21 protein-coding genes are annotated in these 25,829 nt (G+C 71.8%); 9 read left to right on the forward strand and 12 right to left on the reverse strand.

Annotated features, from left to right (window positions below):
* Positions 1-10: 10 nt before the first annotated feature.
* Positions 11-1,438: a xylulokinase gene (gene xylB / locus ACFYL6_RS06735; RefSeq protein ID WP_387168432.1), complete on the reverse strand. Its 1,428-nt coding sequence runs from the start codon at positions 1,436-1,438 to the stop codon at positions 11-13.
* 9 nt (positions 1,439-1,447) lie between these two features.
* Entirely contained in the window at positions 1,448-2,635 is a 1,188-nt protein-coding gene (gene xylA, locus ACFYL6_RS06740; protein WP_387168435.1) for a xylose isomerase, read from the reverse strand.
* 78 nt (positions 2,636-2,713) lie between these two features.
* Here xylA and ACFYL6_RS06745 point away from each other — a divergent pair, with 78 nt between their 5' ends.
* Both ACFYL6_RS06745 and ACFYL6_RS06750 read left to right on the forward strand, forming a co-directional pair.
* Positions 2,714-3,952, forward strand: coding sequence for an ROK family protein (locus ACFYL6_RS06745; protein ID WP_387168437.1), 1,239 nt, complete (start codon positions 2,714-2,716; stop codon positions 3,950-3,952).
* A gap of 126 nt (positions 3,953-4,078) precedes the next feature.
* Complete coding sequence (locus ACFYL6_RS06750; protein WP_387168440.1) at positions 4,079-5,677, forward strand: SpoIIE family protein phosphatase; 1,599 nt, start codon at positions 4,079-4,081, stop codon at positions 5,675-5,677.
* Positions 5,678-5,705: 28 nt separating this feature from the next.
* Here the strand turns inward: ACFYL6_RS06750 and ACFYL6_RS06755 are convergent, their stop codons facing one another.
* Complete coding sequence (locus ACFYL6_RS06755; RefSeq protein WP_387168443.1) at positions 5,706-6,332, reverse strand: MarR family winged helix-turn-helix transcriptional regulator; 627 nt, start codon at positions 6,330-6,332, stop codon at positions 5,706-5,708.
* A gap of 97 nt (positions 6,333-6,429) precedes the next feature.
* Between ACFYL6_RS06755 and ACFYL6_RS06760 the strand changes: the two genes are divergently transcribed.
* Positions 6,430-7,560, forward strand: a complete 1,131-nt coding sequence (locus ACFYL6_RS06760; RefSeq protein ID WP_387168446.1) for a PP2C family protein-serine/threonine phosphatase — start codon at positions 6,430-6,432, stop codon at positions 7,558-7,560.
* A gap of 7 nt (positions 7,561-7,567) precedes the next feature.
* Here the strand turns inward: ACFYL6_RS06760 and ACFYL6_RS06765 are convergent, their stop codons facing one another.
* The 8 genes from ACFYL6_RS06765 to ACFYL6_RS06800 form a co-directional block, all read right to left on the reverse strand.
* Positions 7,568-9,049, reverse strand: coding sequence for a sugar transferase (locus ACFYL6_RS06765; protein WP_387168448.1), 1,482 nt, complete (start codon positions 9,047-9,049; stop codon positions 7,568-7,570).
* A gap of 218 nt (positions 9,050-9,267) precedes the next feature.
* Positions 9,268-11,025, reverse strand: a complete 1,758-nt coding sequence (locus ACFYL6_RS06770; RefSeq protein ID WP_387168452.1) for a substrate-binding domain-containing protein — start codon at positions 11,023-11,025, stop codon at positions 9,268-9,270.
* 157 nt (positions 11,026-11,182) lie between these two features.
* Positions 11,183-12,220 carry a lactonase family protein gene (locus ACFYL6_RS06775; protein WP_387168455.1) on the reverse strand — a complete coding sequence of 346 codons (1,038 nt, stop codon included), beginning with the start codon at positions 12,218-12,220 and terminating at the stop codon, positions 11,183-11,185.
* 88 nt (positions 12,221-12,308) lie between these two features.
* Complete coding sequence (locus ACFYL6_RS06780; RefSeq protein WP_184178007.1) at positions 12,309-12,911, reverse strand: ATP/GTP-binding protein; 603 nt, start codon at positions 12,909-12,911, stop codon at positions 12,309-12,311.
* Complete coding sequence (locus ACFYL6_RS06785) at positions 12,892-13,281, reverse strand: DUF742 domain-containing protein (protein ID WP_238660845.1); 390 nt, start codon at positions 13,279-13,281, stop codon at positions 12,892-12,894. The genes ACFYL6_RS06780 and ACFYL6_RS06785 overlap by 20 nt, the downstream gene beginning before the upstream one ends.
* Entirely contained in the window at positions 13,271-13,693 is a 423-nt protein-coding gene (locus ACFYL6_RS06790; protein ID WP_387168459.1) for a roadblock/LC7 domain-containing protein, read from the reverse strand. Before ACFYL6_RS06790 ends, ACFYL6_RS06785 begins: the two co-directional genes overlap by 11 nt.
* A complete protein-coding gene (locus tag ACFYL6_RS06795) occupies positions 13,693-16,080 on the reverse strand; it encodes a nitrate- and nitrite sensing domain-containing protein (RefSeq protein ID WP_387168462.1) in 2,388 nt (795 codons plus the stop codon). The genes ACFYL6_RS06790 and ACFYL6_RS06795 overlap by 1 nt, the downstream gene beginning before the upstream one ends.
* A gap of 282 nt (positions 16,081-16,362) precedes the next feature.
* Positions 16,363-17,850 carry a catalase gene (locus tag ACFYL6_RS06800; protein WP_387168464.1) on the reverse strand — a complete coding sequence of 496 codons (1,488 nt, stop codon included), beginning with the start codon at positions 17,848-17,850 and terminating at the stop codon, positions 16,363-16,365.
* 137 nt (positions 17,851-17,987) lie between these two features.
* Between ACFYL6_RS06800 and ACFYL6_RS06805 the strand changes: the two genes are divergently transcribed.
* The 5 genes from ACFYL6_RS06805 (at position 17,988) to ACFYL6_RS06825 (ending at position 22,321) form a co-directional block, all read left to right on the forward strand.
* A complete protein-coding gene (locus ACFYL6_RS06805) occupies positions 17,988-18,581 on the forward strand; it encodes a hypothetical protein (protein WP_387168468.1) in 594 nt (197 codons plus the stop codon).
* 11 nt (positions 18,582-18,592) lie between these two features.
* Positions 18,593-19,615: a hypothetical protein gene (locus tag ACFYL6_RS06810; RefSeq protein ID WP_387168471.1), complete on the forward strand. Its 1,023-nt coding sequence runs from the start codon at positions 18,593-18,595 to the stop codon at positions 19,613-19,615.
* Between the two features lie 202 nt (positions 19,616-19,817).
* The gene (locus ACFYL6_RS06815; protein ID WP_238661258.1) at positions 19,818-21,476 is read left to right on the forward strand and encodes a sodium:solute symporter family protein; all 1,659 of its coding nucleotides are present in this window, start codon (positions 19,818-19,820) and stop codon (positions 21,474-21,476) included.
* Between the two features lie 16 nt (positions 21,477-21,492).
* A complete protein-coding gene (locus tag ACFYL6_RS06820) occupies positions 21,493-21,801 on the forward strand; it encodes a hypothetical protein (protein ID WP_387168474.1) in 309 nt (102 codons plus the stop codon).
* Between the two features lie 133 nt (positions 21,802-21,934).
* Positions 21,935-22,321 carry a hypothetical protein gene (locus ACFYL6_RS06825; protein ID WP_387168477.1) on the forward strand — a complete coding sequence of 129 codons (387 nt, stop codon included), beginning with the start codon at positions 21,935-21,937 and terminating at the stop codon, positions 22,319-22,321.
* Positions 22,322-22,609: 288 nt separating this feature from the next.
* On the opposite strand, the gene ACFYL6_RS06830 is transcribed toward ACFYL6_RS06825, so the two are convergent.
* Entirely contained in the window at positions 22,610-24,385 is a 1,776-nt protein-coding gene (locus ACFYL6_RS06830; RefSeq protein WP_387168480.1) for a glycoside hydrolase family 6 protein, read from the reverse strand.
* Between the two features lie 597 nt (positions 24,386-24,982).
* Between ACFYL6_RS06830 and ACFYL6_RS06835 the strand changes: the two genes are divergently transcribed.
* Positions 24,983-25,829 (forward strand): hypothetical protein (locus ACFYL6_RS06835; RefSeq protein ID WP_387168484.1); only part of this gene is annotated, 847 nt, incomplete at its 3' end.

A 25,829-nucleotide genomic window follows, 5' to 3' on the forward strand; every position in this document is an offset into this window, starting at 1 on the left:
ATTCCGATGCTCAGCGCCTGTCGAGCACCAACCCGCGTGCTGCGGCGTACTGCTCGCGGACGGCGGGGACGGCCGTTGCCGCGTACTCCTCGGTGCCCTCGACCGCCCAGACCGGCGGCGCGGCACCACCCAGGGCGACCCAGGCGGCCTGCCGGGCGGCGCCGTCGGCGACGTACTCCCCAGCCGGCGGGACGACCACCGGGCAGCCGAAGACCTGCGGGGCGATCCGACGCACCGCGGCCGACCGGGCCCCGCCGCCGACCAGGATGACCCGGCGGACGGTGGCGCCCTGCGCGGTCAGCGCGTCCAGCCCGTCGGCGAGCGCGCAGAGCATGCCCTCCACGGCGGCCCGCGCCAGGTGCGCGGGGGTCGACGTGCGCAGGGTCAGGCCGTGCACCGCGCCGGTGGCGAGGGGTCGGTTCGGCGTCCGCTCACCCTCCAGGTAGGGCACCATGACCAGCCCGTCCGCCCCGGCCGGCGCGGAGAGCGCCAGCTCGGCCAGCTCGTCCAGGTTGACGCCGAGCATCGCGGCGGCGGCGTCCAGCACCCGGGCCGCGTTGAGCGTGCAGACCAGGGGCAGGAAACGGCCGGACGCGTCGGCGAAGCCCGCGACGGTGCCGCTCTCGTCGGCGGCCGGCACGTCGGCGACGCTGAACACTGTGCCGGAGGTGCCGATCGAGACGACCACGTCACCCGGGCCGGCACCGACACCCAGCGCGGCGGCGGCGTTGTCCCCGGTGCCCGCGCCGAGCAGCGCGCCGCCCGACCCGCCCAGCTCGTCGGCGAGCTTCCCCGCCGACTCGGCCGGACCGAGCACCTCGGGCACCACCAACCGCCGACCGAAGCCCCGCTCCAGCAGGTCCAGTCGGTAGTCACCGGTCGCCGGCGACCAGTAGCCGGTGCCGCTGGCGTCGCCCCGGTCGGTACGCAGCGCGCCAAACCCCGGTGCGCCGGCCAGCCGCCAGGTCAGCCAGTCGTGTGGCAGGCAGACGGCGGCCACCCGGGCGGCCGACTCCGGTTCGTGTTTGGCCAGCCAGCGCAGCTTGGTGATGGTGAAGCTGGCCACCGGAACGCTGCCGCTGGCCTGGGCCCAGAAGCGACTCCCGGCCGAGCCGCCGCCGGCCTCCTCGACGAGGTCGGCGGCGGCGTCGGCGGATCGGGTGTCGTTCCACAGCAGCGCCGGGCGGACCACCCGGCCGTCCTCGTCCAGACACACCATGCCGTGCTGCTGGCCGGCGACGGAGATCGCCGCCACGTCGGCCAACCCGCCGGCCTGGTCGGCGGCGCTGCGCAGCGCCTGCCACCAGGCTTCCGGGTCGACCTCCGTGCCGTCCGGGTGCGGTGCCCGGCCCTGCCGGAGCAGGGCGCCGGTCTCCGCGTCCCGGATCACCACCTTGCAGGACTGGGTGGACGAGTCAACACCTGCGACCAACGGCATGGCGGGGCCTCAGCGGGCGCCGAGCAGGTGCTCGACGGCGAGCTGGTTGAGCCGGACGAAGGCGAAGCCCCGGGCGGCCACCGCGTCCACGTCGACGTCCTCGAACGCCGACCTGTCGGCCAGGAACTCGTCGTAGCTCTCGCCGTCGCCGAGCGTCGGCGTGCTCAGCTCGCCGACCTTGCTGGCGGCGAGCGCCTCGACCACCTCGGGGTCGGCGCGGAACGCCGCCGCCCGCTCCTTGAGCAGCAGGTAGGTGCTCATGTTTGCCGCCGCGGAGGCCCACACGCCGTCCATGTCCTCGGTGCGGGACGGCTTGTAGTCGAAGTGCCGGGGGCCGTCGTACGCCGGGCCGCCGTTCGGGCCGCCGTTTTCCAGGAGGTCCACCAGGGCGAACGCGTTCATCAGGTCGCCGTGGCCGAAGACCAGGTCCTGGTCGTACTTGATGCCGCGCTGGCCGTTGAGGTCCAGGTGGAACAGCTTGCCCTGCCAGAGCGCCTGGGCGATGCCGTGGGCGTAGTTGAGCCCGGCCATCTGCTCGTGGCCGACCTCCGGGTTGAGGCCGACCAGCTCCGGGTGGGCGAGCTGGGAGATGAAGCCGAGCGCGTGCCCGATGGTCGGCAGCAGGATGTCGCCGCGCGGCTCGTTGGGCTTGGGCTCCAGGGCGAACCGCAGGTTGTAGCCCTTGTCGATGGAGTACTGGGTGAGCAGGTCCACGGCCTCGCGGTAGCGGTCCAGGGCGGCGCGGACGTCCTTCGCGAGGTCGTACTCGGAGCCCTCGCGGCCACCCCACATGACGAAGGTGCTGGCACCCAGCTCGGCGGCGAGGTCGACCTGCCGCAGCACCTTGCGCAGGGCGAAGCGGCGGACGTCGCGGTCGTTGCTGGTGAAGCCGCCGTCCTTGAAGATGGGGTGGGTGAAGAGGTTGGTGGTGACCATGGGTACCACGAGGCCGGTCTCGTCGAGCGCCTTGCGGAACCGGGCGATGTGCTGGTCACGGGCGGCGGCGTCGGCGCCGAACGGGATCAGGTCGTCGTCGTGGAAGGTGATGCCGTACGCGCCCAGTTCGGCGAGCCGGTGCACTGCCTCGACCGCGTCGAGCTCAGGACGGGTGGCGTCGCCGAACGGGTCGCGGGCCTGCCAGCCCACGGTCCAGAGCCCGAAGGAGAACTTGTCGGCGGGGGTGGGACGGGGTGCCATGAGCGACCTCCGGGTGGTGTTGTCCGCTATTTGTTCAGCGATTGAATTATTTGCCCACCCTATGGCAGTGTCAAGGGGGTGAGCCTCACCCACGCCCCGGCCGGCGCAGTCCGTCAGGGCAGTCTGCGCGAGCTCAACCTCGCCCTGGTCCTCGGCCGGATCGCCGCGGCGGACCGACCTCCCTCCCGGGCCGACCTGGCTACCGCTACCGGCCTGACCAGAGCCACCGTGTCCGCGGTGGTCGAGGACCTGCTCGCCGGCCGGCTGGTCAGTGAGTCCGACCCCGCGCCCCGCTCCGGCGCCGGCCGCCCTGCGCGCGGACTGGTCCTGGCCGACCAGGGGCCGGCCGGGCTCGGCCTGGAGGTCAACGTCGACTACCTGGCGGTCTGCGTGGTGGACCTCGCCGGCCAGGTCCGGCACCGCACGGTGCACCGGGCCGACCTGCGCCCGGTGGCCCCCGCCGACGCTCTGGCCCGCCTGGTCGAGATGGCCGGGGCAGCCCGCGAGGACGCTGCCCGGCACGGCCTCACCCTGGTCGGCGCCGCGCTCGCGGTGCCCGGGCTGGTGGACGACGCCGGGCTGGTCCGGCTCGCGCCGAACCTCGGTTGGCGTGACGTGCCGGTGCCCGCGCTGCTCGCCGAGCACCCTCCGCTGATCGAGCAGGTGCCCGGCGTCCCCGCGCTGATGGTGGACAACGAGGCCAACCTCGCCGCGCTCGGCGAGCTGCACTCGCAGCCACCCGGCCCGTCCAGCTTCCTGCACATCTCCGGAGAGGTGGGCATCGGCGCCGGCATCGTGCTGGACGGCGCGCTGTTTCGCGGCGTACGCGGGTGGAGCGGCGAGATCGGGCACCTTCCGGTCCACCCCGAGGGCCGTCCGTGCCGCTGCGGTGGGCAGGGCTGCCTGGAGCAGTACGCCGGGCAGGAGGCGATTGTGGCCGCCGCGGGGCTGGCCCGGGCCGAGCTTCCGGCGGACACCGCGACGGCCCGGCTCGCCGAGTTGGCCGAGGCCGGCGACGCCAACGCGCTGCGGGCGCTGCACGACGCCGGAACGGCGCTCGGCGTCGCGGTGGCCAGCGTCGTCAACCTGCTCGACCTGGACACCGTGGTGCTCGGTGGCGGTTACGCGGCGCTCGCACCCTGGTTGTGCCCCCCGGTCCTCGCCGAGATCAGCGCCCGGGTGCTCACCGCCGCCTGGTCGCCGGTCACGGTCCGGCCGTCGAGGCTCGGCGCGGAGGCCGCCGCGGTAGGCGCCGCCGGCTCGGTGGCCCGCCGGATCGTCGCCCAACCCGCCGGCTGGCTGGCCCGCTCCGGCTGATCGCCACCCCGCGCCGTGGGCCTCTGTCGGGGAGGATCGGTATCCTTGCTCCCAGGCAACGATCCCCGGTGAGGAGTCGAGAAGCAGCATGCGCACACGTCGTCAGACGCGAGCCGGCGTCCGGCGGTGACCACGACCCGGCAACCCGGCGGCACCCCGTTGCCGGCCGACGAGCGGTTGGCCCGCGAGTTGCTTGACGGGCTCGCCGAGGCCGTGCTGACCACCGACGGCACTGGCCGGGTCACCCTGGTCAACGCCATGGCGGCCGAGCTGATCCCGGAGATCGACGCCGGCACCGAGCTGGCCGGCTGCCCGGTGGCAGCCCTGGCCCGGGCGGTCGCCAGCGGAGCCGACCGCTTCGAGGCCGACCACCACGGCCGGCGACTGCGCGGCGTCCGGCGGCGACTCGCCGGCTCCCGGTGGGCGTGGTATGTCCGCGACGTCACCGAGGAGCACGCCCGCGCCGAAGCCCTGCTCGCCGAACGCTCCCGCACCGCGTTCCTCGCCCAGGCCGGCAGCCGGCTGGCGCTGGCCGTGCACCGGGATCAGGTTCTGCTGGCCACCACCACCCTCGCCGTTCCCTACCTGGCCGACGTCGCCGTGGCACTGCCCCGACCGACCGCGCCGGCCGAGCCGCACGCCCGGTGGATCCGGTACGCCGACGGCGAGCCCGCCCCGGTCACCGGGCTGGCCGGTCCCGCGCTGACCAGCGCCGTGGCCAAGCTAGCCGGTGACCGCGCCGAACCGGGCCCCTGGCCGGACGCCCCACGCTCCGAGCTGGCCGACCTGCTGCCGCCCGGGTTCGGCCCGCCGGGCATGGTGCTGGTCAGCCCGCTGCTCAGCGCCAGCGGGTCGGCCGGCGCGCTGCTGCTCATCCGCCGGCCCGGGCGGGCCGGCTTCGACAGGCGCGACGTGGAGCTGGCCCGGGAGTTCGCCGCCCGTGCGGGTGCCGCGCTGGCCACCGCCGACCTGCACGGTGAGCAGGCCCACCTGGCCCGGGTGCTGCAGACCAGCCTGCTCCCGCCCGAGCTGCCCGTCGTGCCCGGGGTGACCATGGCCGGCGGCTACCGGGCCGCCGGCGACACCCTACGCATCGGCGGCGACTTCTACGAGGTGTTCCCCCACCCACGCGGCGCCCTGTTCGCGCTCGGCGACGTGTGCGGCAAGGGCGTGGGCGCGGCGGTGCTGACCGGCCGGGTCCGCCAGTCGTTGCAGACGCTGCGGCTCGTCGAGCAACGCCCACTGGAGCTGATCCACCTGCTCAACCAGGCGCTGTTCGACGCGCCGGACGCGGCACGGCGCAGCCAGTTCACCACCCTGCTGCTCGGTTCCTTGGACCGCGGGCCGGCCGGGCTGGACGTCCGGATCGCCGGCGGAGGGCACCCGGCGCCCCTACTGGTCACCGCCGACGGCACGGTCACCACCGTCCCGGTCGGTGGCATGCCGGTGGGGGCGCTGACAGCCGCACGGTTCACCGAGACCCGGGTACACCTCGATCCGGGCGACCTGCTGCTCGCGTACACCGATGGGGTGACCGGGGCGCGCGGCCCGCGCGACCCGGCGACGTTCGGCGAGGCCCGGCTGCGGGCCGCGCTCGCGGCGGCGGCCGGGCAACCGCCGGCGGCGCTGATCGACCGGGTGCTCCGGGCGGTCGATGAATGGCTGGACGGGCAGGCCCACGACGACATCGCGATGCTGGCCGTGGGCGCGTCGGCGCCGGCATGACCGGCGGGCGACGGCCCGGCCGGCTTGATCAGGCGGTACGCGCCACCGGCGGGTCGCCGGCCGGCCATTCTCGGGTGGTGCCGACCGATCGTTCCGGGCCGCCCGACGAACCCGTCCACACCGCCCGGGTCTGCCGACCAGAATCGGCCGACCAGTCCCCCGATCGCCCACCGGGCCGGTCCGGGTCGTCCGGCCAGTCCCCCTGGCCCGTCGACTCGACGGGCGACGGCGCGTGCTGCGCCTGCTGGCGGCGGGCGGTCTCGTCGAACTCCCGCATTCCGCGCAGCAGCGCGTCGCGGCCCTCACGGCTCATCCCGGTCAGCACGGCGGCGAGTTGCGCCTGGCGGTCGGCCCGCAGCTCGGCGAGGAGCCGGCGGGCCTCCGGGGTGAGGTGCAGCGAGATCTCCCGCCGGTCGAAGCGGCCCGGCTCGCGCTCCAGCATACCGGCGGCGACCAGCCGGTCGCAGAGGCGGCTGGCGGAGCTGAGCAGCATGTCGAGTCGGGTGGCGAGCCGACGCAGGTTGATCCCGTCGGACTGCTCCACCACCATCACCGCCCGTAACTGGGCGCCGGAGACGCGGTTGGCGGTGCCCTCCCGGGCAGACTCCCAGATGCCCAGCAGGGCAGCAGCCGCCGCGTCCAGCGCGGCAGCCATACTCGTCTCAGGGTCCGTCGGACGGTTCAGTTCGGCCATGGTGGCCCGAGAGTACTCCGAACCCACTGGTAGTCGAGCTTTCAGCGAAGGACTGACGATGAGCGAACCGGTCAATCGGGCACGACGCGCCCTGAACGAGACACCGGCCGACCGGCTCGTCGCTGGTATCGGGGAGGTGCTCGCCGGGTCGTACGGGATCACCGAGGTCGAGCTGTATCAGGTCGACTACCGGCTCGCGGAGCTGCTGCCACTCACCGAGGGTGACTCGATCACCAGCCCCGGGCACCCGGCCTGGCGCGCCTTCGACCACCAGTCGCCGATACTGACCGACGGCACCGCCTGGTTCCCGGTCACCATGCGCGGCGAGCGTCGAGGGGTGCTGCGCCTCTCGCCCGTTGCCGACGACCGGGAGGTCGTCGCCGCGCTGGCCGAGATCGCCACCGCGCTCGCCCACGAGGTGGCGGCGGTCTCCGCCGGCACCGACGTCTATCGGGCGGCCCGGCGCACCCAGCGCCTCACCCTGGCCGCCGAGATGCAGTGGGACCTGCTCCCCGGCCGCAGCCGGATCCGTCCCTCGTTCAGCCTGGCCGGGCAGTTGGAGCCGGCGTACGCGGTGCGCGGCGACAGCTTCGACTGGTCCGACGACGGGGAACGGCTCTGGTTGTCCACCATCAACGGCACCGGTGAGGGTGTGGCCGCCTCCCTGCTCACCTCGCTGGCCACCCATGCACTGCGCAACGCGCGTCGGGCCGGGCTGAGCCTGGCCGACCAGGCCGCCCTCGCCGATCAGGCCATCTACGACCTGTACCGAGGCGAGCAGCACCTCTCCGCGTTGCTGATGGAGCTGGACCTGCGCTCCGGAATGATGACCGTGGTGGACGCCGGGTCGCCCCGACTGGTCCTGCTCCGTGACGGGGACGTCACCGAGCAGCCGTTGGAAGCGCAGTTCCCGCTGGGCATGTTCGAGGCGACCGACTACCACGAGCAGAAGTTCCCGCTGGAGCGCGGCGACCGGGTCTTCGTGGTCAGCGACGGGGTGGTGGAGGCCACCGGTCAGCACGTGCGCTACGGCGAGACGGCACTGGACCGGTTCCTGCGGCGGACCGGCCCGATGGCGCCCCTGGACGCCGTCCGGTCGCTGATCGGTGATCTGCGCGCGTTCGTGGCCGGTGACCTGGTCGACGACGCGGTGGTCGTCTGCCTGGACTGGACCGGCCCGCAACCGTGACCGGTGGTCAGTACGCTCCGCGGCCGTTCAGCACCGCACCGAAGGTCTTCCAGAGGATGGTGAGGTCGGCGGCGAGGGACCAGTTCTCCACGTAGTAGAGGTCGAGCCGGATGCCGTCCTCCCAGCTCAGGTCGGAGCGGCCACTGACCTGCCACAGGCCGGTCATGCCGGGCTTGACCAGCAGCCGCCGGGCCACGTCACCGTCGTAGCGGGCCACCTCCGAGGGCAGCGGCGGGCGGGGCCCGACCAGGCTCATCTGACCCAGCAACACGTTGACCAGCTGCGGCAGCTCGTCCAGTGACCATTTGCGCAGCAGCCGGCCGACGCGCGTCACCCGCGGGTCGTGGCGCATCTTGAACATCAGGCCGTCGGTCTCGTTGCGCGCGGTCAACTCGGCGAGCAGCGCGTCCGCGTTCACCACCATGGTGCGGAACTTGAACACGCCGAACTCCTGCCCGCCCCGGCCGACGCGGACCTGTCGGAACAGCACCGGGCCCCGGCTGTCCAGTTTGATGGCCAGGGCGATGAACGCGATCAGCGGCAGCAGCACCGCCAGCGCCAGCGACGAGGCGGACCGGTCGACGAGACCCTTCACCAGCTTGCGGACCCCGCGGAACTCGGGCGCCTCGACATGGATCAGCGGCAGGCCGGCGACCGGGCGGGTGTGGATCCGCGGGCCGGCGACGTCGGTCAGCGCGGGTGCCACGACCAGGTCGATGCCGGTCCCCTCCAGCTGCCAGCCGAGGCGGCGCAGCCGGGTCGCGGTCAGCTCACCGGAGGCGGTCACCGCGACCGTGTCCGCGCCGATCGCGGTGGCGGCCTCCGGGATGCCCCGGAACGACCCCACCACCGGCACGTCACCCAGCCGCTGCGCCACCGGCGCGAGCAGCGCGTCCGGGATGCAGGCGCCCACCACCTGATAACCGGCGTACGGCTCGCGGCGCAGCGTGTGGACCAGCTCCAACACGTGGGCGGTGTCGCCGACCACCAGCACCTTGCGGGACCAGCCGGCGCCCAGCGAACGGGCCCGGTGCAGCCGCTTACGGGCGGCGAACCGCGCCACTTCCAGCCCGACGGTGCCCACCGCGAAGGAGATGCCCAGGAAGCCCCGGGAGACGCCGACGTCGGCGATGTAACCGATGATGGCGATCGCCCCGGCCAGGCGCAGGCTGGCGGAGCTGACCCGCCGGTACTCGTCCGCCCCGTAGCCGATCACCCGGTCGTCGTAGCAGCCGAGCGCCTTGAGCGAGATCAGCCAGGCCAGCACCAACCCGGGGGCGACCAGCACGTACGGGATCTCCGAGCCGCTCGGCTCGTCGTCACCGAAACGGGCGACGTACCCGATCAGCAACGCGATGATGAGGATGGTGGTGTCCAGCACCACCAGGACCCGGACGTAGGACCGTTCGTCGGCGCGTGCCACCAGCCCGGCGCGTCGACCGTTCGGCTCCGCCGACGTGGCGGGGGTCAAGAGTGTCGCCACGCTCACCGGCCCTCCCACTCTGTACAGGATGGCCCCGGCCGACGGGTCGGACCGGAGGCGGACCGACCGTGCCGGAACAGTCGACATCCTGCCTTGACAACTATGACTGCCGATTACTTCCGACGTATTGCCGTCACTTTTCTTCAACAACCCGGCGGGCCGAAAAGGGGCCTGCCACACCGAATCGACGGTACGGCAGGCCCCCTGGACGTCTGAGCGTCGGATCAGCGCGGTGCGGGCGGACGCCGTGCGATGGCGCTCAGGAAGATGCTGCCGATCTCGCTCGGGTCCTTGGTGACGAAGACGTCGCCACCGGTCACCTTGGTGATCGACTCCAACTCTGCCTTGCTGACGCCCTCGCCGATACCGATCATGATGACCTGGACCGGCCGCTCCGGGTCGGCGAGCTGCTTGAGCTTGGCGAGCAGCTGCTGCTGGTTGAGCCCGTTGTCGTCCTCGTTCTTGCCGTCGGTGAACAGCACGATCGAGTTGACCCGGCCGGGCTGCCAGTTCTCCTGCACCGCCTGGTACGCGGCCAGCATCGTGTCGTAGAGGCCGGTGTCGCCGCTGGAGGGCTTGACGGTGGCGAGTGCGCCCTCCAACTGGGCCCGCTGGCCGGAGAGCGGTCCGATGGGGACCAGCTCCCGGTAGTCGCGGTTGCCGACCAGCCTGGTGGAGAAGGTCCACAGACCGATCGACCAGGAGTCGTCGAAGAGGCCGAGGCCGCGGCGGGCCGCGTCGACGGTTACCTCCTCCCGGCTGCGGTTGTTGGCGCTCGGAACCTCGTCCTTCATCGAGCCGGAGACGTCGATGACGGCCAGCATGCGACCGGACTGGGTGGCGATCGACCAGCTGGAGACGACCCGCTGGATGGCGGCCGGGTCAAGGCCACCTGCCGCGGTGCCGCCGTTCGCCGGTGCGGTGGGCGCGCCGCCGGCCGGGCTCGGGGCACCCTGCGGCGCCTTGAAGCCCTCGCCCCAGTTGCCGTCCGGGGCGCGCAGCGACTGTGCGGCGAGCCGGTTGCGGAAGGTGGGGCTGGTGAGCAGCTCGAACAGCACCCGGGCCGCCGACGCCTTGGTCGGCTCGATGCCGGGCAGCACCGCGTACGGGTAGTCCAGCGGCATCGGGGCCGGCTCCATGTAGAGCGCGGCGAGCGGCACCGGCGGCTTCTTGCTGTTGTACGCCATGACGTCTTCTTCGGACAGGGCCGCCGCGCCGAGACCACTGGCGATGGACGTCGAGTCGTTGGCCGTCGGGAAGCGGGCCAGCAGGTCGTTGCGGAGTGAGGAGCGCCCGGTGGCCAGTGCGCGGAGCGCGCCGACGGTGCTGCGCTGGGCGTCGCCGCCGGCGCCGTTGGCGGCCGCGGTCAGCGACAGCAGACCGGACAGGCCCGCCGCGTCACGGGTCGGCTCGACAATCCCGGTGCGCAGCGGTGCGCTGGTGTTGTTGACCTGCTTGAGCAGGTCGGTCCAGTTGAACTTCTTGTCCGGCCAGCCCAGCCGCGTGGCGATCGGCTCGGGCATCGCGACGACGATCGGGCTACGCGCGATGGACGCGCCGTTGGTCGGAGCGAACGCGGTCGCGTCCTTCTTCAACCGCAGCAGCCAGGTCGAGGAGTCGGGCACCCAGACGTCCGGGCTGACGGCGGTGCCACTGGCCTGCCCCACACCCGCCAGCACAGCGCCGTGCTTGGCCGCCACCACCGCCGCCACGTCGACCGGGTCGGACGCGGAGACGTCGACGCGGATGCAGGTCGGGCCTACCGCGGCGCCGTCCTTGACCCACTGGGACGCGGCGGCGTCCACCGCTGGCGCGAGTTCGGAGGCGACCGCGACGGCGAGTCGGATCTCCCCCGAGCAACTGGGCTGGATCAACTCCCGATAGCCGAACCACGCGCCCGTCGTCACGACGAGCACCCCCGCCGTTGCGGCGGCGGCGGCTAGGTGGAGTTTCGAACGCATGCGATGGCGGCCTGCTGACACGGTGACCATCTTGCGTACTAGGTGCCGTCTCTGCCACATCCGTTCGGACTAAAGTTACGGAGGAGAAACAGTTGACCACCTTTTTGCAACACAGAGTGATGTAACAGCCTCGTGGCGTTGCCGAATCAGTGCAACACTCGCGTCCCTAAACCATCGTTCAGGGCAAAACGCACGTCGGACTCGGCACCGGCACCGGCTCGCCGACCGCCTCCGGGACGCCGGTGTCGGCGTCGCGCCGGAACACCCGCACCATGTCCGCCCGCTCGTCGGCGACGTAGAGGTGCTCGCCGATCAGGGCGAAGTGGCGAGGCCACTCGCCGCCGGTGTCCACTTCGGCCACCAGTTCGGGCAAGTCACCGGCCAGCGTGAAGACCGCCACGGTCCCCACCCCACGGTTGGCGACGTAGAGGAACCGGCCGTCCGGGGCGACCGCGACCTCCGACGGTTGGACGTGACCGGCCCGCTCACTCGCCTCGACCCGCCCGCGCTGGTGCAACGCGCCGTCGTCGGTCAGCTCGTACGCGGTGACCGAGGCGTCCAGCTCGCCCACGAGGTAGCAGCGCCGTCCGTCCGGGTGCCGGGCCAGGTGCCGGGGGCCGGTGCCGGGCGCCGTACGGATCCGCGGCGCACGCGGCACCAGTCGTCCGGTGGCGTCGTCCAGGTCGTACCGGTAGACGGAGTCGGTGCCGAGATCCACGCCGAAGATCGGGCCGCGGCCCGCCCCCGGCGAGACCATGTGGGCGTGGGCATGGTCCTGGCGATCCGGGTCGGGACCGTGCCCCTCGTGCACCACCAGATCGGTGCGCTCGCCGGGCACGCCCTTCGGGTCGAGCGGGAAGACCGCGATGCTGCCGCTGCCGTAGTTGGCCGCCAGCAGGTGGTCGCCGCCGGGCAGCACCGCCAGGTGGCAGGGCTCGGCGCCGCCGGTCGACCGGCTGCCGAGCGGGTCCAACGCGCCGTCCGCCCCGACCTGCCAGGCGCTGATCTCCCCGTCGGTCAGCTCGTTGACCGCGTAGAGCACCGGCTCGGTGGGGTGCCGTGCCAGGAAGGAGGGGGACGGGGTGACCGCCACCGTGCCGAGCGGGGTCAGCGCCCCGGTCGTGGGGTCGCGGTGCGCGGCGACGATGCCGCTGCCCCGCCCGCCACTCTGCGCGGTGTAACCCCCGATGTGGACGACCTCACCCTGACCGCTCACGTCCCACTCCTCCGCCGGCATCCTTCGTCGATCCAACCAGAGGCTGCCCGCGTTGCCCGCCCGTTAACCGGCTTTCCGGGTCCGGTTCTCAGGCCGCCGGCACCGGCTCGCCGCGCTGCCGGGCGACATGCTCCACCAGAGAGATCAACACCATCTTCCCGGACTGCCGGTCCCGGGCGTCGCAGAGCACCATCGGCACGTCCGGGTCCAGGTCGAGCGCTCGGCGTACGGTCTCCAGGTTGAACCGGCGGGCGTCGTCGAAGCAGTTCACGCCCACCACGAACGGGATGCCGCGCTGCTCGAAGTAGTCGATGGAGGGGAAGCAGTCGGCCAGCCGCCGGGTGTCGGCCAGCACCACCGCGCCGAGCGCCCCGAAGGCCAGCTCGTCCCAGAGGAACCAGAACCGGTCCTGACCCGGCGTGCCGAACAGGTAGACCTGAAGGTCGTCGTTGATGGTGATCCGGCCGAAGTCCATCGCCACGGTGGTGGTGGACTTACCCTCCACGCCGGAGATGTCGTCGGTGCCGATCCCGGCGCCGGTCAACACCTCCTCGGTCTGCAACGGACGGACCTCGCTCAGCGCGCTCACCAAGGTCGTCTTGCCAGCCCCGAAGCCTCCCGCGATGAGGATCTTCAGTGCCAGCGGGATGGTGGTGCTGGTGCCCACCTGGTCATAGCGCACGGAGTCCACTGACCACCGCCTTGAGGATGTCGTCGTCGGGAAGGATGCCGGCGGCCGGCGGCTCGTGTACCGCGACCAGGCCCTCGGCGAGCAGATCACCGAGCAGTACCCGGACCACGCCGACCGCGAGGTCCAGCTCGGCTGCCAGTTCGGCCACCGACACCGGTCGGTGGGCCAACGCGACCAGCCGTCGATGCTCCGGCAGCAGGTGCGGTTGGCTCGCCGCGTCGACATCCGAACCGGCCAGCACGAACGCGACCAGGTTGAAATCGTCGACGGCGGAGCGTACCCGGCCTCCGGTGAGCGTGTACGGGCGCATCACCGGGCCGGCTTCGCCGTCCAGCCACTCGTGCTGCGGCCCGGGCGGCTCAGTCCGCATCTCCCGCACCCGGAGCCGATCGGGCCGGCGCGGCGAGGCTCTCCCCCACCCGGATCACCAGCATCGCCATCTCGTACGCGACCAGCCCGATGTCCGCGTCGGCATCGCTCACCACGGCGAGGCAGGCACCCTGCCCGGCGGCGGTGACGAAGAGGTACGCCGCCTCCATCTCCACAACGGTCTGCCGGACCGGGCCGCCGTCCACGTGCCGGCTGGCGCCCCGGGCCAGGCTGGAGAAGCCGGCGGCGAGCGCACAGAGGTGTTCGGCGTCCGAGCGCTCCAAATCGGCCGAACAACCGAGCAGCAGGCCGTCGGCGGAGAGCACCACCGCCTCCCGGGCGGCCGGTACCCGTTGCACCAGCTCGTCGAGCAACCAGTCGAGGCCGGCGCTCTGCTTCGTCGAATGCCGCACTAGGCGTCCCTCTCAGTCGCGGTCGGGGGTTCCGAGGTCGTCGGCGGGTCGGTGGGGGCCGCCGGAACCGCCGGACCGGTCGGCGCCGCCGTTGGCGCTGCCGGGCCCGTCGGGGTGCTGGCGGTGGCGCGTCCGCGCGCCGTGCCGGCCTGTAGCGCCGCCATCACCTGGCGGACCTCCTCCGGCGAGCGGGGTGACGGCGTGTCGGTGACGGTAGACCGGGGCTGGGCGACCGGGGTACGACGTCGCACCCGGCGGGGCAGGCCATCCAGCTCGTCGGCCGGCTCGTCGGAGGTCGCCGACCCGTCGTCGCGCCCATTGGCGGGCGGGGTGGCCGGGGTCGGCGCTCCGGTGGGTGGGGCGGGCGGAGGCGTGCTGGCGGGCGGGGCCGTCGGCGGGCGGGTACGGGGGCGGGTCACGGTGCCCCGGCGCGCCGTCCGGGCCAGCCGCCGGCTCGGGTCGGCCGACGCGGCGCCGAGCGTGGCGGGGTCGGGACCGGCCGGCGGTTCGGTGGTGACCAGGTCGCCGGGGACGAGCACGACGGCGGTCACGCCGCCCTCCCCGGAGGGGCGCAACCGCACCCGTACGCCGTGTCGGGCCGCCAGCCGGGCCACCACGAACAGGCCGAGTCGGGCGCTCTGCGCCGGGTCGAACTCGGGCGAGCTGGCCAGCCGGGTGTTGGCGGCCTCCAGCGCCGCGTCGGACATGCCCAGCCCCTGGTCGGTGATCTCCAGGGCGTACCCGTTGGCCACCTGCGCCCCGGTGACGGTGACCCGGGTGTCCGGTGGGGAGAAGGCGGTGGCGTTCTCGACCAGCTCGGCGAGGAGGTGGATGACGTCACCGACCGCCCGCCCCAGCACGCCGGCTGGTTGCACGGCGGTGACGTCCACCCGTTCGTACGCCTCGACCTCGGAGATCGCGCCGCGGATCAGGTCGACCATCGCGACCGGGTTTCGCCAACCCCGGCCGGGCGCGGAGCCGGCGAGGATGACCAGGTCCTCGGCGTGCCGGCGCAGTCGGGTGGCCAGGTGGTCGACCTGGAACAGCTCGGCCAGCTCGTCCGGGTCCTCACTGCGCCGCTCCATCCGGTCCAGCAGGTGCAGCTGACGGTGCACCAGGCTCTGGCTCCGGCGCGCGATGTTGAGGAAGACCTCGTTGAGCCCGCGACGCAGGGTGACCTCGTCCACCGCGGCCTGGACGGCGGTGCGCTGCACCTCGGTGAAGGCGCGCCCGACCTCGCCGATCTCGTCGTGGCCGTACTCCAGCGGCGGCGCCTCCCGGGCGACGTCGACCTGCTCGCCACGGCGCAGCCGGGTCACCACGTCGGGCAGCCGGTGCTCGGCCAGTTCCAGCGCGGCGGTGCGGACGCCGCTGAGCCGCCGGACCAGGGTGCGGCCGACCCGCAGCGCCACCAGCACCGAGACGACCACGGCGACGAGCCCGAGCACGCCGGCGGCGGCCAGCCGCACCAGGATGCGGACCGCCATCGGCACCGAGCGGTCGGTGAGAGCGTCGGCCTCGGACAGCTCGAAGGTCCGCAACTGCTGCTGCACCGCGTCCTGGCTGGCCTGCCAGGCCGCCGCGTCGACCGCCGGCCGGCCGGACCGGTTGGGTACGACAAGCGCGTCCTGCATCGTGCGCAGCCGGGTGAACGCCTCGCCCTCGGTCAACCGTTGGTAGGCGGTCCGGCTGCTCTCGGGCAGGTCGGCCACGGCGCTCTCGGTGAGCCACCGTTGGTTGCCGATGGCCTGTACGAGTTGGGTGTGCTCCCCCTCGGCGAACCGCCCGGCGGTCAGCGCGCCGGCCAGCAGCGCGTCGCTCTGGCCGAGCAGTTCCCGGGAGCGACCCAGTGCGGTGAGCGCCAGTGCCTGCCGGTTGATGGCCGGGTCGGTCAGGGTCGCCATGCCGGCGAACGCCTGGAACGCCGCGGCGACCATGCCGCTGTACAGGCCGATCGCGCCGGCCCGGTCCACCTTGCGGTCGTCGATGAACTTCCGCCCGCTGGGTAGCGCCGCCAGGGCGCTGACCAGCCGGTCGACCCGGGTCTCCAGCAGGTCGTCCGCGGCGTCGCGCAGGGGTTCCCCGTCCACCCGGCGGCGCAGCTCGGCGACCGCCCGATCGGTGCGCCCGCGCTGCTCGGCGAGTGCGGGCAGCTCGGTCTTGCCGGCGAGCTGCACCGCCGAGAGCCGGCGTTCCCGTTGCAGTTCGGTGACCACTGTCTCGCCGGGACGACCCAGGTCGTACAGCAGGGTGCGGGCGGAGAGCAGGTTCAGGGCGGGACCGAAGGTCAGGGTGGTTGCGAAGATCCACAGTGCCAGGAGCGCGGTCACCGGTGCGACGACCAACGCGGTCAGCTTCGAGCGGATCGGCCAGTCGCGGGTTCTCATCAGACCTCGCCCGTACAGGGGTGGCAGGAGGGGCGCCGGCACCGCCGGGCAACGCGCCGGCCGACTGCGTGCCCGGCCGTGTCACCGGGCACCGGCGCGGGCGCCTTGGGCAGGATACGTAATCGAGGGCCGTTGCACTACCGCCCGTCGCGCCGACATCGACGCTCCGGGATGTGCGGGGGATGGGAACGGCGAACGCCCCGGCGGCGGACCGGCGGGGCGTTCGCGTACGGCGGGGCCGTTGTCGCGGCTGCCGGCGGAGCCGGCGACGGACGGTGGGAATCAGGCGTGGTCGGCGATGCCGAGACCTTCGGCGACCCGCCGACCGTAGGCGTCGTCGCACTGGCTGAAGTGCCAGACCATCTTCTGCTGGATGTGCTTGTCGCACTGACCCAACAGGTTGACCAGGTTCTTCACCAGGTCGTCGCGCTCCCACTGGGGCATGGTGCGGAAACGCTCGCCGGCCTGGGCGTAGTTGTTCTGCCGCTCGATCGGCGCCCGCATGACCTGACCCGAGACGAACGGCCGGTACTCCCGGTACGACTCGTCGGCCTGGTCGAGACCGGCCACCGAGGACGGCTCGAAGTTGATGTGCGGGTTACCGGCCCGGTTGTCCACCCCGTACGACATCTGGCCGCCGTCCTGGTTGGTGTTGACCTGGACGTCCTCGCGCGGCGCGTTGATCGGTAGCTGGAGGTAGTTCGGGCCGACCCGGTAGCGCTGGGTGTCCGAGTAGGAGAACGTCCGTCCGACAAGCATCTTGTCGTCGGAGAAGTCCAGGCCGTCGACCAGTACGCCGGTGCCGAAGGCGATCTGCTCGTTCTCGTTGTGGACGTTGCTCACGTTACGGTTGAGCGTCATCATGCCGACCGGGCGCAGGGGGAACGCGTCCTCCGGCCACGTCTTGGTGTCGTCCAGCGGGTCGAAGTCCAGCTCCGGGTGCTCGTCGTCGCTCATGATCTGGACGTGCAGCTCCCACCGGGGGCACTCACCGCGTTCGATGGCCTCGTAGAGGTCCTTGGAGGCGTGGCCCAACTCGCTGGCCTGGATGGCCGAGGCCTGCTCCTCGGTCAGCGACTCGATGCCCTGCTGCGACTTCCAGTGGTACTTGACCAGCACGCCCTCGCCCGCGGCGTTGACCATCCGGTAGGTGTTCACACCGAAGCCGTCCTGCGTCCGGTAGTTGGCCGGGATGCCGCGTGGGCTGAACAGCCAGGTCAGCATGTGCATCGACTCGGGGGTGTTGGACATGAAGTCGAAGATCCGGTTCGGCTCCTGACGGAACGTCACCGGGTCCGGCTTCAGCGAGTGGATGACGTCGGGGAACTTGATCGCGTCTCGAATGAAGAAGACCGGCAGGTTGTTGCCGACCAGGTCCCAGTTGCCGTCCTCGGTGCGGAACTTGACGGCGAAGCCACGCGGGTCGCGGGTGGCCTCGGAGGAGTCCCGGCCGCCGATGACCGTGGAGAAGCGCACGCTCACCGGCGTCTTCCTGCCCCTGACCTGGAACAGCTTGGCCCGGGTGGAGGTCGCGGCCCGCTCGTCGCCGATGGTCCCGTACGCCTCGAACTCGCCGTGTGCGACGAAACCGCGCGCGTGCACCACCCGCTCCGGGATCCGCTCCCGGTCGAAATGGCTGATCTTCTCCAGGAAGTGGTAGTTCTCCAGCGTGGCGGGGCCGCGCGAGCCGACCGTCCGCTGCTGCTGGTTGTTGTGCACGGGGTGACCCTGCCGGGTGGTGAGGATCGGCTTGCTGGGCTGTGGGTGCATCACCCCACCCAAGCGCCTTTTCTGGAATGAGTCAAGTTTTGGCTGGCGGGCAGTTGCGGCCCCCGTCAGGAAAGTGTCTCGGATCGGGATTGGCGATCACCGCACAGAGGGAATACCAGGAGACGAAGGAGGAGCCCATGTCGCCCACGCAGGTAATCGTCATCGTGCTCGTCGTGCTGGTGATCGTCGCGGCTCTGGCCGTGGCCGCCCGCTCGCTCGGCCGCCGTCGCGCGCTGCGCAACCGGTTCGGGCCGGAGTACGACCGGGTGGTGGCGGAACAGGACAGCCGGTCCGCCGCCGAGCGCGAGCTGCGCGACCGGGAACGCCGGCATGCCGAGCTCACGCTCACCCCACTCAGCCCGGAGTCCCGGGCCCGGTACAGCGCCGCCTGGGAGGAACTCCAGGTCCGCTTCATCGACTCCCCCGGCGAGACCGTGGGCGACGCGGACGAACTGGTCACCCGCCTCATCGAGGAGCAGGGCTACCCGACCGGTGACTTCTCCGACCAGATCGCCCACCTCTCCGTCGAGCACGCCCGCACACTGACGAACTACCGGGACGCGCACGAGATCCACCTGCGCAACTCCCGGGGCGAGGCCAGCACCGAGGAGCTGCGGCAGGCGGTCGTGCACTACCGCGCACTCTTCGCCGACCTGCTGGGCGAGGAGCCGGTCGGCAACCGTACGCCGGAACAGCGCCACCACCCGGACCACGACGCCACGAGCCGCTGAGGAGGCCACCGATGCGCCAGGAAGAGCAGCAGGTGAGCAACGACCACCCGGAGGCCGTCCGGTCCGCGCCCGTGCCGGTACCCCCGGCCGGCGACCGAGCCGGCCGCTCCGACGTCCCTGAGGACGCCCTCGACGACCGGGGCACCTTCGACGACCAGACCGCCGCCCACGAGCGGACCGACGACACCGGCCGGGATCCCGCGTACGACCCGGCCGACGACGAGCTGACCGACGACTCCGACCCGCGCCACCGGCGCGACGCCGACGAGGGCGGTTTCCACGAGCCGGGGCCGCTGCCGACGACGTTCGGCGCCACCACGGTGGCCGACGCGGTGGCCGCCTCCGCGCTGGCCAGCCCACGCCCGCAGGATCAACCGGACCCCCGGGCCGAGCGGACCGCCCAGCCGGGCGACGGCGCCGAGGACGGCGAGCGGGAGGGCCTGCGCGCCGACCCCACCGCCGAGCTGCACCGCCGCGACACCGACGTCGACAGCGCGGACCTCGACGACAGCGCCGACCGTACCGACGCGGACACGTCCGCGCGCACCGTCGTCCCCATGGGGAGTACGGACGGCGACCCCGAGCGGCGCGGCGACCTGACCGGCGATCGGGACGCCGCCACGGCGGGCGCGGCCGGCTACGGCAGCGCGACGCCGGAGATGGTCGACCCGGACGCGGACGGCGAGCCGGTCCCCGGCGACGACACCAGCCCCACGCTGGAGTCCGCCGGAACATCCCGGCCCGCCGGGTCGACAGTCGCGGCCGAGCCGGCCACGCTCCTCGACACGAACACCGCGCAGGGCTTCCGGGACCGCTGGCGGGACGTGCAGCTGCGCTTCGTCGACGACCCGCAGGCGGCTGCCGGCGAGGCGCAGTCGCTGGTGGAGGAGGCCATCCAGGCCCTCTCCTCGGCGCTTGCCGCGCAAAAGAACACCCTGGGCGGGTGGCAGGACGCAGGCTCGGCCGACACCGAGCAACTGCGGATGGCGGTCCGCAACTACCGGGACTTCCTGGACCGCGTACTCGGTCGCTGAGTCACACCCGACCGACAACTGGGCGCCCCGGCCGTGACGGCCGGGGCGCCCCTTGCGTACCCATCATCGCCAGGCGCGGGCGAGACCGCCCGAGCGGGCCCGAACGCGGCGGTCTCCACCTCCGGGAGTGAAACCGCCCGGACGGGGGTAATAGGGCGCGCGCGCACCAACCAGCGCGGACGTCGGGACGAGGGGTGGCGGGATGGACGGCGACGGTCTTCGGCTCAACATGAACGGCCTGGACTACCTGATTCTGGCGCTGTACTTCGTCACCGTCCTCGGGGTCGGCTTCGCCGCGCGTCGGGCGATCCGGACCAGCGTCGACTTCTTCCTCTCCGGCCGCTCCCTGCCGGCCTGGGTGACCGGTCTCGCCTTCGTCTCGGCGAACCTGGGCGCGCTGGAGATCATCGGAATGGCCGCGAACGGGGCCCAGTACGGCGTGATGACGGTCCACTACTACTGGATCGGCGCGGTCCCGGCGATGGTCTTCCTGGGCATCGTGATGATGCCCTTCTACTACGGCTCCAAGGTCCGCAGCGTGCCGGAGTACCTGCGGTTGCGGTTCAACCGCCCCACCCACCTGCTCAACGCGCTCAGCTTCGCCGTCGCCCAGGTGCTGATCGCCGGCGTGAACCTCTACGCGCTGGCCCTCGTCATGCAGGCGCTGCTCGGCTGGCCGCTCTGGACGGCGATCGTGGTCGGCGCGGCGATCGTGCTGGCGTACATCACCATCGGCGGCCTGTCCGGGGCGATCTACAACGAGGTGCTCCAGTTCTTCGTCATCCTCGCCGGCCTCATCCCGGTCACCGTGATCGGTCTGGTCAAGGTCGGCGGGTGGAACGGCCTGATGGACGCGGTCGGCGACACCAAGCTGGGCGAGGCGGGCCTGCACGCGTGGCAGGACACCGGCAGCACGGCCAACCCGCTGGGCGCGCACTGGATCGGCATCGTCTTCGGCCTCGGCTTCGTGCTGTCGTTCGGCTACTGGACGACGAACTTCGCCGAGGTGCAGCGGGCCCTCTCGGCCAAGAACATGAGCGCCGCCCGGCGTACGCCGATCATCGCCGCGTACCCGAAGCTGTTCATTCCCCTGGTCACGGTCATCCCCGGCCTGGTGGCCCTGGTGACGGTGAAGGGCCTCGGCGCGGAGAGCGGCGACCTGCAGTACAACAACGCCATCCCGCTGCTGATGCGCGACCTGCTCCCCAACGGCGTGCTCGGGGTGGCGGTCACCGGGCTGCTCGCCTCGTTCATGGCCGGCATGGCGGCCAACGTGAGCGGCTTCAACACCGTCTTCACCTACGACATCTGGCAGGCGTACATCCGCCGGGATCGGTCGGACGAGTACTACCTGCGGGTCGGTCGGTGGGCGACGGTCGCCGCCGTGGTGATCGGGATCGGGACCGCGTTCATCGCGGCCGGGTTCAGCAACATCATGAACTACATCCAGGCGCTCTTCTCCGTCTTCAACGCGCCGCTGTTCGCCACCTTCATCATCGGCATGTTCTGGAAGCGGATGAGCGCCCTGGCCGGCTTCTGGTCGCTGCTGCTGGGCACCCTGGTGTCGCTGAGCCTCTACCTGCTCTACAAGGGCGGTGTGGTCGACTTCAACTCCGACCTGGAGGAGAGCTTCTGGGGTGCCGGTCTGGCGTTCGTCACGGCGGTGGTGGTCGCCGCGATCGTCACCCCACTCACCTCACCCAAGCGGGACGAGGAGTTGCGCGGGCTGGTGTACGGCATGGGCGGCGTCGACCTGAAGGGCGACGTGCTCGCCGGGGACGCCGTCTGGTACCGCTCTCCGGTGCTGCTCGGTCTGATCGCGGTCGCGCTGGCCGCCCTCTTCTACATCCCGGTCTTCTAAGGAAAGGGGTCGGCAGATGAGCAACGATGGCCAGCCGGCACAGGACCCGCTGATCGACGAGGCGCAGGCGGAGCAGCGGCGCTCCGCCGCGGCCCGGCTGTTCGACATCCGCCGGGTGATCGGTGGCCTCTTCGTCGCGTACGGGATCATCGTGACGCTGATCGGCATCTTCGACAGCCGGGCCGAGATCGACAAGGCCGAAGGCGTCCGGATCAACCTGTGGGCCGGGCTGGCGATGCTCGTGTTCGGGCTGCTCATGCTGCTCTGGCAGTGGCTGCGCCCGGCGGAGGCGCCGGCCCCGAACGAGAAGCAACCCGACGCCTGACCGCCGGGCCGCCCGGCCCGACCGCACGACATGAGCACGGCCCGGCCCGACCGCCGGGCCGTGCGGCATGAGCGGGGCACGAAGGGGTACGTGGGGGAAATCAGGCACCGTGTCGGACACAGGAGGCAGCACCATGACCGATCGCGATCGCCAACCGCCGCTGGAGGACAGCCCCGAGGTGGCCTCGGCGGTGGACGATGACGCCACCGTGCCGCAGCTGCGCACCGGCGGTGGCCCGGACCGGGACACGCCGGGCTTCGCCGAACCCCGCACCCGACCGGACGATCTCGCACCGGACACCGACGAGCTGATCGGCGACCCGTACGCGGCCGGCACCGGGGCGACCGGGACGGGCACCGGCGCTGGTGGGGACAACATCCGCACCGGAGGCGAACAGCCCTGGGAGCCGGAGGACCTGGTGATGGCCCGCGGCCAGGACCTGACACCGGAGAACCTGGAGAAGGCCCGCCGTGACCTGGCCGAGCAGGGCCGGGCGGCGATCGAACGCACCGTGCCCTGAGTCGGGACGACACGGGCGTGAGTCGAAGTCCTCGGTCGAGCCGAGGCGGAGTCCAGGCGGCGGTCCGGCAAGGCGGAGGTTGGCCCGGATACCGGTGTTGTATCCGGGCCAACCTCCAACGCGGCCGACCGTCGTCTGGGCCCGCCGCAGGCCCGCCAGGGGCTTCGACCACGCCCAAGGGGGGTCCCCGACCCGACCTGTGACGGTCGGGCCGGGGACCCGGGGGGAACCTGCTGCCAACAGTGCCTCACCAACCACTGGCAGCGGGTTGGTGCGTGAGCTACCCGATCAGAGCCCCGGGTAGGCGTTGCGCATGAGCTCCTGGAACTGGGCGGAGAACCACGCACCGGAGATCGGCGCGTTGGCCAGGGCCCCGGACGGGTTGTTGCCGTTGCGGGCGTTGCCGCCGTACGTCGGGTCGCACATCCGGTCGAAGCCCTTGCCCTCGTTGTTCGGGATCTCCTTGCTGGAGCCGTCCGACTCACCCGGGGGCTTCACCCAGACGTAGGCGTCGATGCCCGTCGCCGGGTTGGCCCGCGGCCGCTCGCCGAGGCCGGCGCCGGCCTGGTTGCACCAGTTGCCGAGGTGGGCCCGACGGTCGATGCGACCCCCGTTGACGTACGTGTCGACGCTGGTCGTGGCACCCGGACCGGTGGGCCGCGCGGAGCCACCCCAACCGTTGCGGGACGTGTCGATCAGCATGCCGATGTTGGAGTTGAAGCCGACCGAGACCAGCTTGGTACGGAACGCCTGGGCGAAGGACAGCTCGTCGACGTAGAAGTTCCAGTCGACCCACTTGGACTGCCGCACCGACTGACCGTTCACGTTGTCCGTGACCTTGAAGTACGGCTCGGTCAGCGCCGAGTAGTTCGCGGTGTTGGTGATGAACCCGTGCACGTTGTTGACCGTGCTGCCGGAGGCGACCGCGGCGGTCTTCAGGATGTCGGCGGTCGGGCCGAAGTTGGAGTCCCAGCCGAGCCAGCCGTGGTGTCCGGCGTCGATGTAGTTGTAGACGTTGCCGATGGCGCCGAGCTTGGCGAGGGCGTAGCCGACACCGTTGACGTAAGCGCCGTTGGCCTTGACCGTGTCGCACATGACCGTGCCGCCGGGCTGGCCGGACGTGTTGGTGACCAGGTTCGGCAGCGAGTCGATCTCGATGACGTTGATGATCCGCAGGCTGCTGTACTTCGACTCGCCCTGGATAGCGGCGATCGGGTCGATGTACTGGGCTTTGTACTTCGGCAGCTCGTCCGGACCCAGCTCACCGTTGGAGGCGAGCGCGGAGCAGTCCCGGCCGGGCAGGTTGTAGATCACGAACTGGATGTAGCCGGCGCCCTGGCGCAACGCCTCGTCCAGGTGCTGCCGCACCCCGAAGGCACCGTTGGAGCTGCTGTCCGGCGTGCCGTTGATCGCGGCGATCCGGTCCAGCCAGACGGCCGTGGGGTTGTTGGAGACGCGGCTTCCGCCGGTCTCGGCGTCCGCCTTGGCCTTCCACTCCGGGTTCACGTAGCCGCGCACTCCGGCGTACGGGTTGTCGACCTTGGTGCCGGGCGGCGGCGTGGTGGGCGGCGGCGTGGTCGGCGGCGGGTCGGTCGGCGGCGGCGTGGTCGGCGGGGGCGTGGTCGGCGGGGTGGTGCCACCGTTGCAGACCACGCCGTTCAGGGTGAACGAGGTCGGCTTCGGGTTGCTGCCGCTCCACGCGCCGTTGAAGCCGATGCTCGTCGACGCGCCGGTGGCCAGGGTGCCGTTGTAGGACAGGCTCTGGGCGGTGACCTGGCTGCCGGACTGAGTGAACGTGGCCGACCAGCCCTGCTGCACGCGCTGGCCGGAGTTGGGGAAGGTCCAGCCCAGGGTCCAGCCGTTCAGCGGGTCGCCGACGTTCTTGATGGTGACGCTCGCGGTGAAACCGCCCGGCCATTCGTTGCTCGTGTACGCGATGTCGCACTGCGTCGCGGCCTGCGCCGCGGTAACCGGAATCGTTACGAGCCCACCGGCGACCAGGGCACCCGCGCCGGCGAGCGCGAGGGCCCGGCGTGGGCCGGTTAGCCTTCTCCACACATTCATGCCACTGATCTCCTTGGGCGAGACCGGGCCCGAGTACGGCCCGGCGGGACGGCCCGATGGGCGTCCTGCACGGACGGCCGTCGGCGCCAACGGGATTCTTGGGGGGCGCCCGACCCGGACGGGCGATGGTGGTGGTGGTGCCCGGCCGATGCTTCGGCCGGTCGATCAGCGGCGGGATGTCGCCCGATGAACGGGTGCCCTCGACTCCCCTGCCTGCACGGTGTGGCTCTCTGAACCGCGTTCGCCGATTCTTGCATGGGAGCGCTTCCATGGCAATGGCTCGATGCGTTGCCGGAGCGTTTCGGACGATACCCCCGAGTGCGCCCGAGCGGCACGCACCGCTCGGACCCGCCGCTACCGGATGACCAAGGCCAGCCGGGCACGGCGAGCGCGGAACACCGTGCCGTATCCAGAAGGTCCCGGGCCGCGCGACACGACGCTCGCCGCGGCGAAAGCCGCGTAGCACTCCTTCACCTCTTACTTGGATCAAAGGTCAAAACGCGAATCTTTCACTTCATAAGTCGCGAAACCGTCTAACGTCGGTCTTAGCTCGGTTGTCGCCGAGCGCAGGACAACAGGGATGGAGTGACGCAGGTCATGGCTAAGAAGATGCTCGGGAAGGTCGTTGCGGGCGCCGCGCTCGGCGGCGCGTCGCTCCTGGTGTTCGCACCGGGGATCGCGTTCGCCGACGGCCACGACGACGGCAAGGTCTACGCCAAGCCGCACGTCGTCAAGGCGGGCGACGAGGTCAAGCTCCTCGAGATCTGCCCGGATCGGCAGGAGCACGCGTACGTGTGGTCCAAGGTCACCGGCAAGGTCAAGCTCAAGCCGGCGCACGAAGACCGGGGCGAGGACCGCGAGTGGAGCGAGGAGGAGAACTCCTCCGACCACGAGAACGGCAAGGACGAGAACGGCAAGGACCACGAGGGCAAGGACGAGAACGGCAAGGACCACGAGGGCAAGGACGAGAACGGCAAGGACGACAAGGGCAAGGACGAGCACGGCAAGGACGACAAGGGCAAGGACCACGAAGGCAAGGACGAGAACGGCAAGGACGAAAACGGCAAGGACGACGAGAACAAGGACGAGAACGGCGGCCAGGGTGGCGGCGCTGCCGCCGACGCCTACGGCGACGAGGACAGCAAGGACTGGAAGGGCGAGGAGCACGGCCAGGACGCCGAAGAAGGCCGTGACAAGAAGGACTGGGAGTCCAAGGACGAGGGCAAGAAGGACTGGGAGTCGAAGGACGAGCACGGCTCCGAGTACGGCTCGGACAAGGGCTGGGAGTCCAAGGACGAGCACGGCTCCGAGTACGGCTCGGAGGAGCGCGGCAGCTACGGCAAGGACGAGCACGGCTCGGAATACGGCTCGGACAACGGCTCCGACAAGGGCTGGGAGAACAAGGACGAGCACGGCTCCGAGTACGGCTCGGACGAGCGCGGCA

This window comes from Micromonospora sp. NPDC007208, from assembly GCF_042869175.1.
Classification (GTDB): domain Bacteria; phylum Actinomycetota; class Actinomycetes; order Mycobacteriales; family Micromonosporaceae; genus Micromonospora; species Micromonospora foliorum.

Coding starts and splice junctions, on each gene's coding strand:
- xylB (WP_387168432.1), bottom strand. CDS start 1,438: ATGCCGTTGGTCGCAGGTGTTGACTCGTCCACCCAGTCCTGCAAGGTG.
- xylA (WP_387168435.1), bottom strand. CDS start 2,635: ATGGCACCCCGTCCCACCCCCGCCGACAAGTTCTCCTTCGGGCTCTGG.
- ACFYL6_RS06755 (WP_387168443.1), bottom strand. CDS start 6,332: ATGGCTGCCGCGCTGGACGCGGCGGCTGCTGCCCTGCTGGGCATCTGG.
- ACFYL6_RS06760 (WP_387168446.1), top strand. CDS start 6,430: ATGAGCGAACCGGTCAATCGGGCACGACGCGCCCTGAACGAGACACCG.
- ACFYL6_RS06785 (WP_238660845.1), bottom strand. CDS start 13,281: ATGCGGACTGAGCCGCCCGGGCCGCAGCACGAGTGGCTGGACGGCGAA.
- ACFYL6_RS06795 (WP_387168462.1), bottom strand. CDS start 16,080: ATGAGAACCCGCGACTGGCCGATCCGCTCGAAGCTGACCGCGTTGGTC.
- ACFYL6_RS06800 (WP_387168464.1), bottom strand. CDS start 17,850: ATGCACCCACAGCCCAGCAAGCCGATCCTCACCACCCGGCAGGGTCAC.
- ACFYL6_RS06805 (WP_387168468.1), top strand. CDS start 17,988: ATGTCGCCCACGCAGGTAATCGTCATCGTGCTCGTCGTGCTGGTGATC.
- ACFYL6_RS06810 (WP_387168471.1), top strand. CDS start 18,593: ATGCGCCAGGAAGAGCAGCAGGTGAGCAACGACCACCCGGAGGCCGTC.
- ACFYL6_RS06815 (WP_238661258.1), top strand. CDS start 19,818: ATGGACGGCGACGGTCTTCGGCTCAACATGAACGGCCTGGACTACCTG.
- ACFYL6_RS06820 (WP_387168474.1), top strand. CDS start 21,493: ATGAGCAACGATGGCCAGCCGGCACAGGACCCGCTGATCGACGAGGCG.
- ACFYL6_RS06825 (WP_387168477.1), top strand. CDS start 21,935: ATGACCGATCGCGATCGCCAACCGCCGCTGGAGGACAGCCCCGAGGTG.
- ACFYL6_RS06830 (WP_387168480.1), bottom strand. CDS start 24,385: ATGAATGTGTGGAGAAGGCTAACCGGCCCACGCCGGGCCCTCGCGCTC.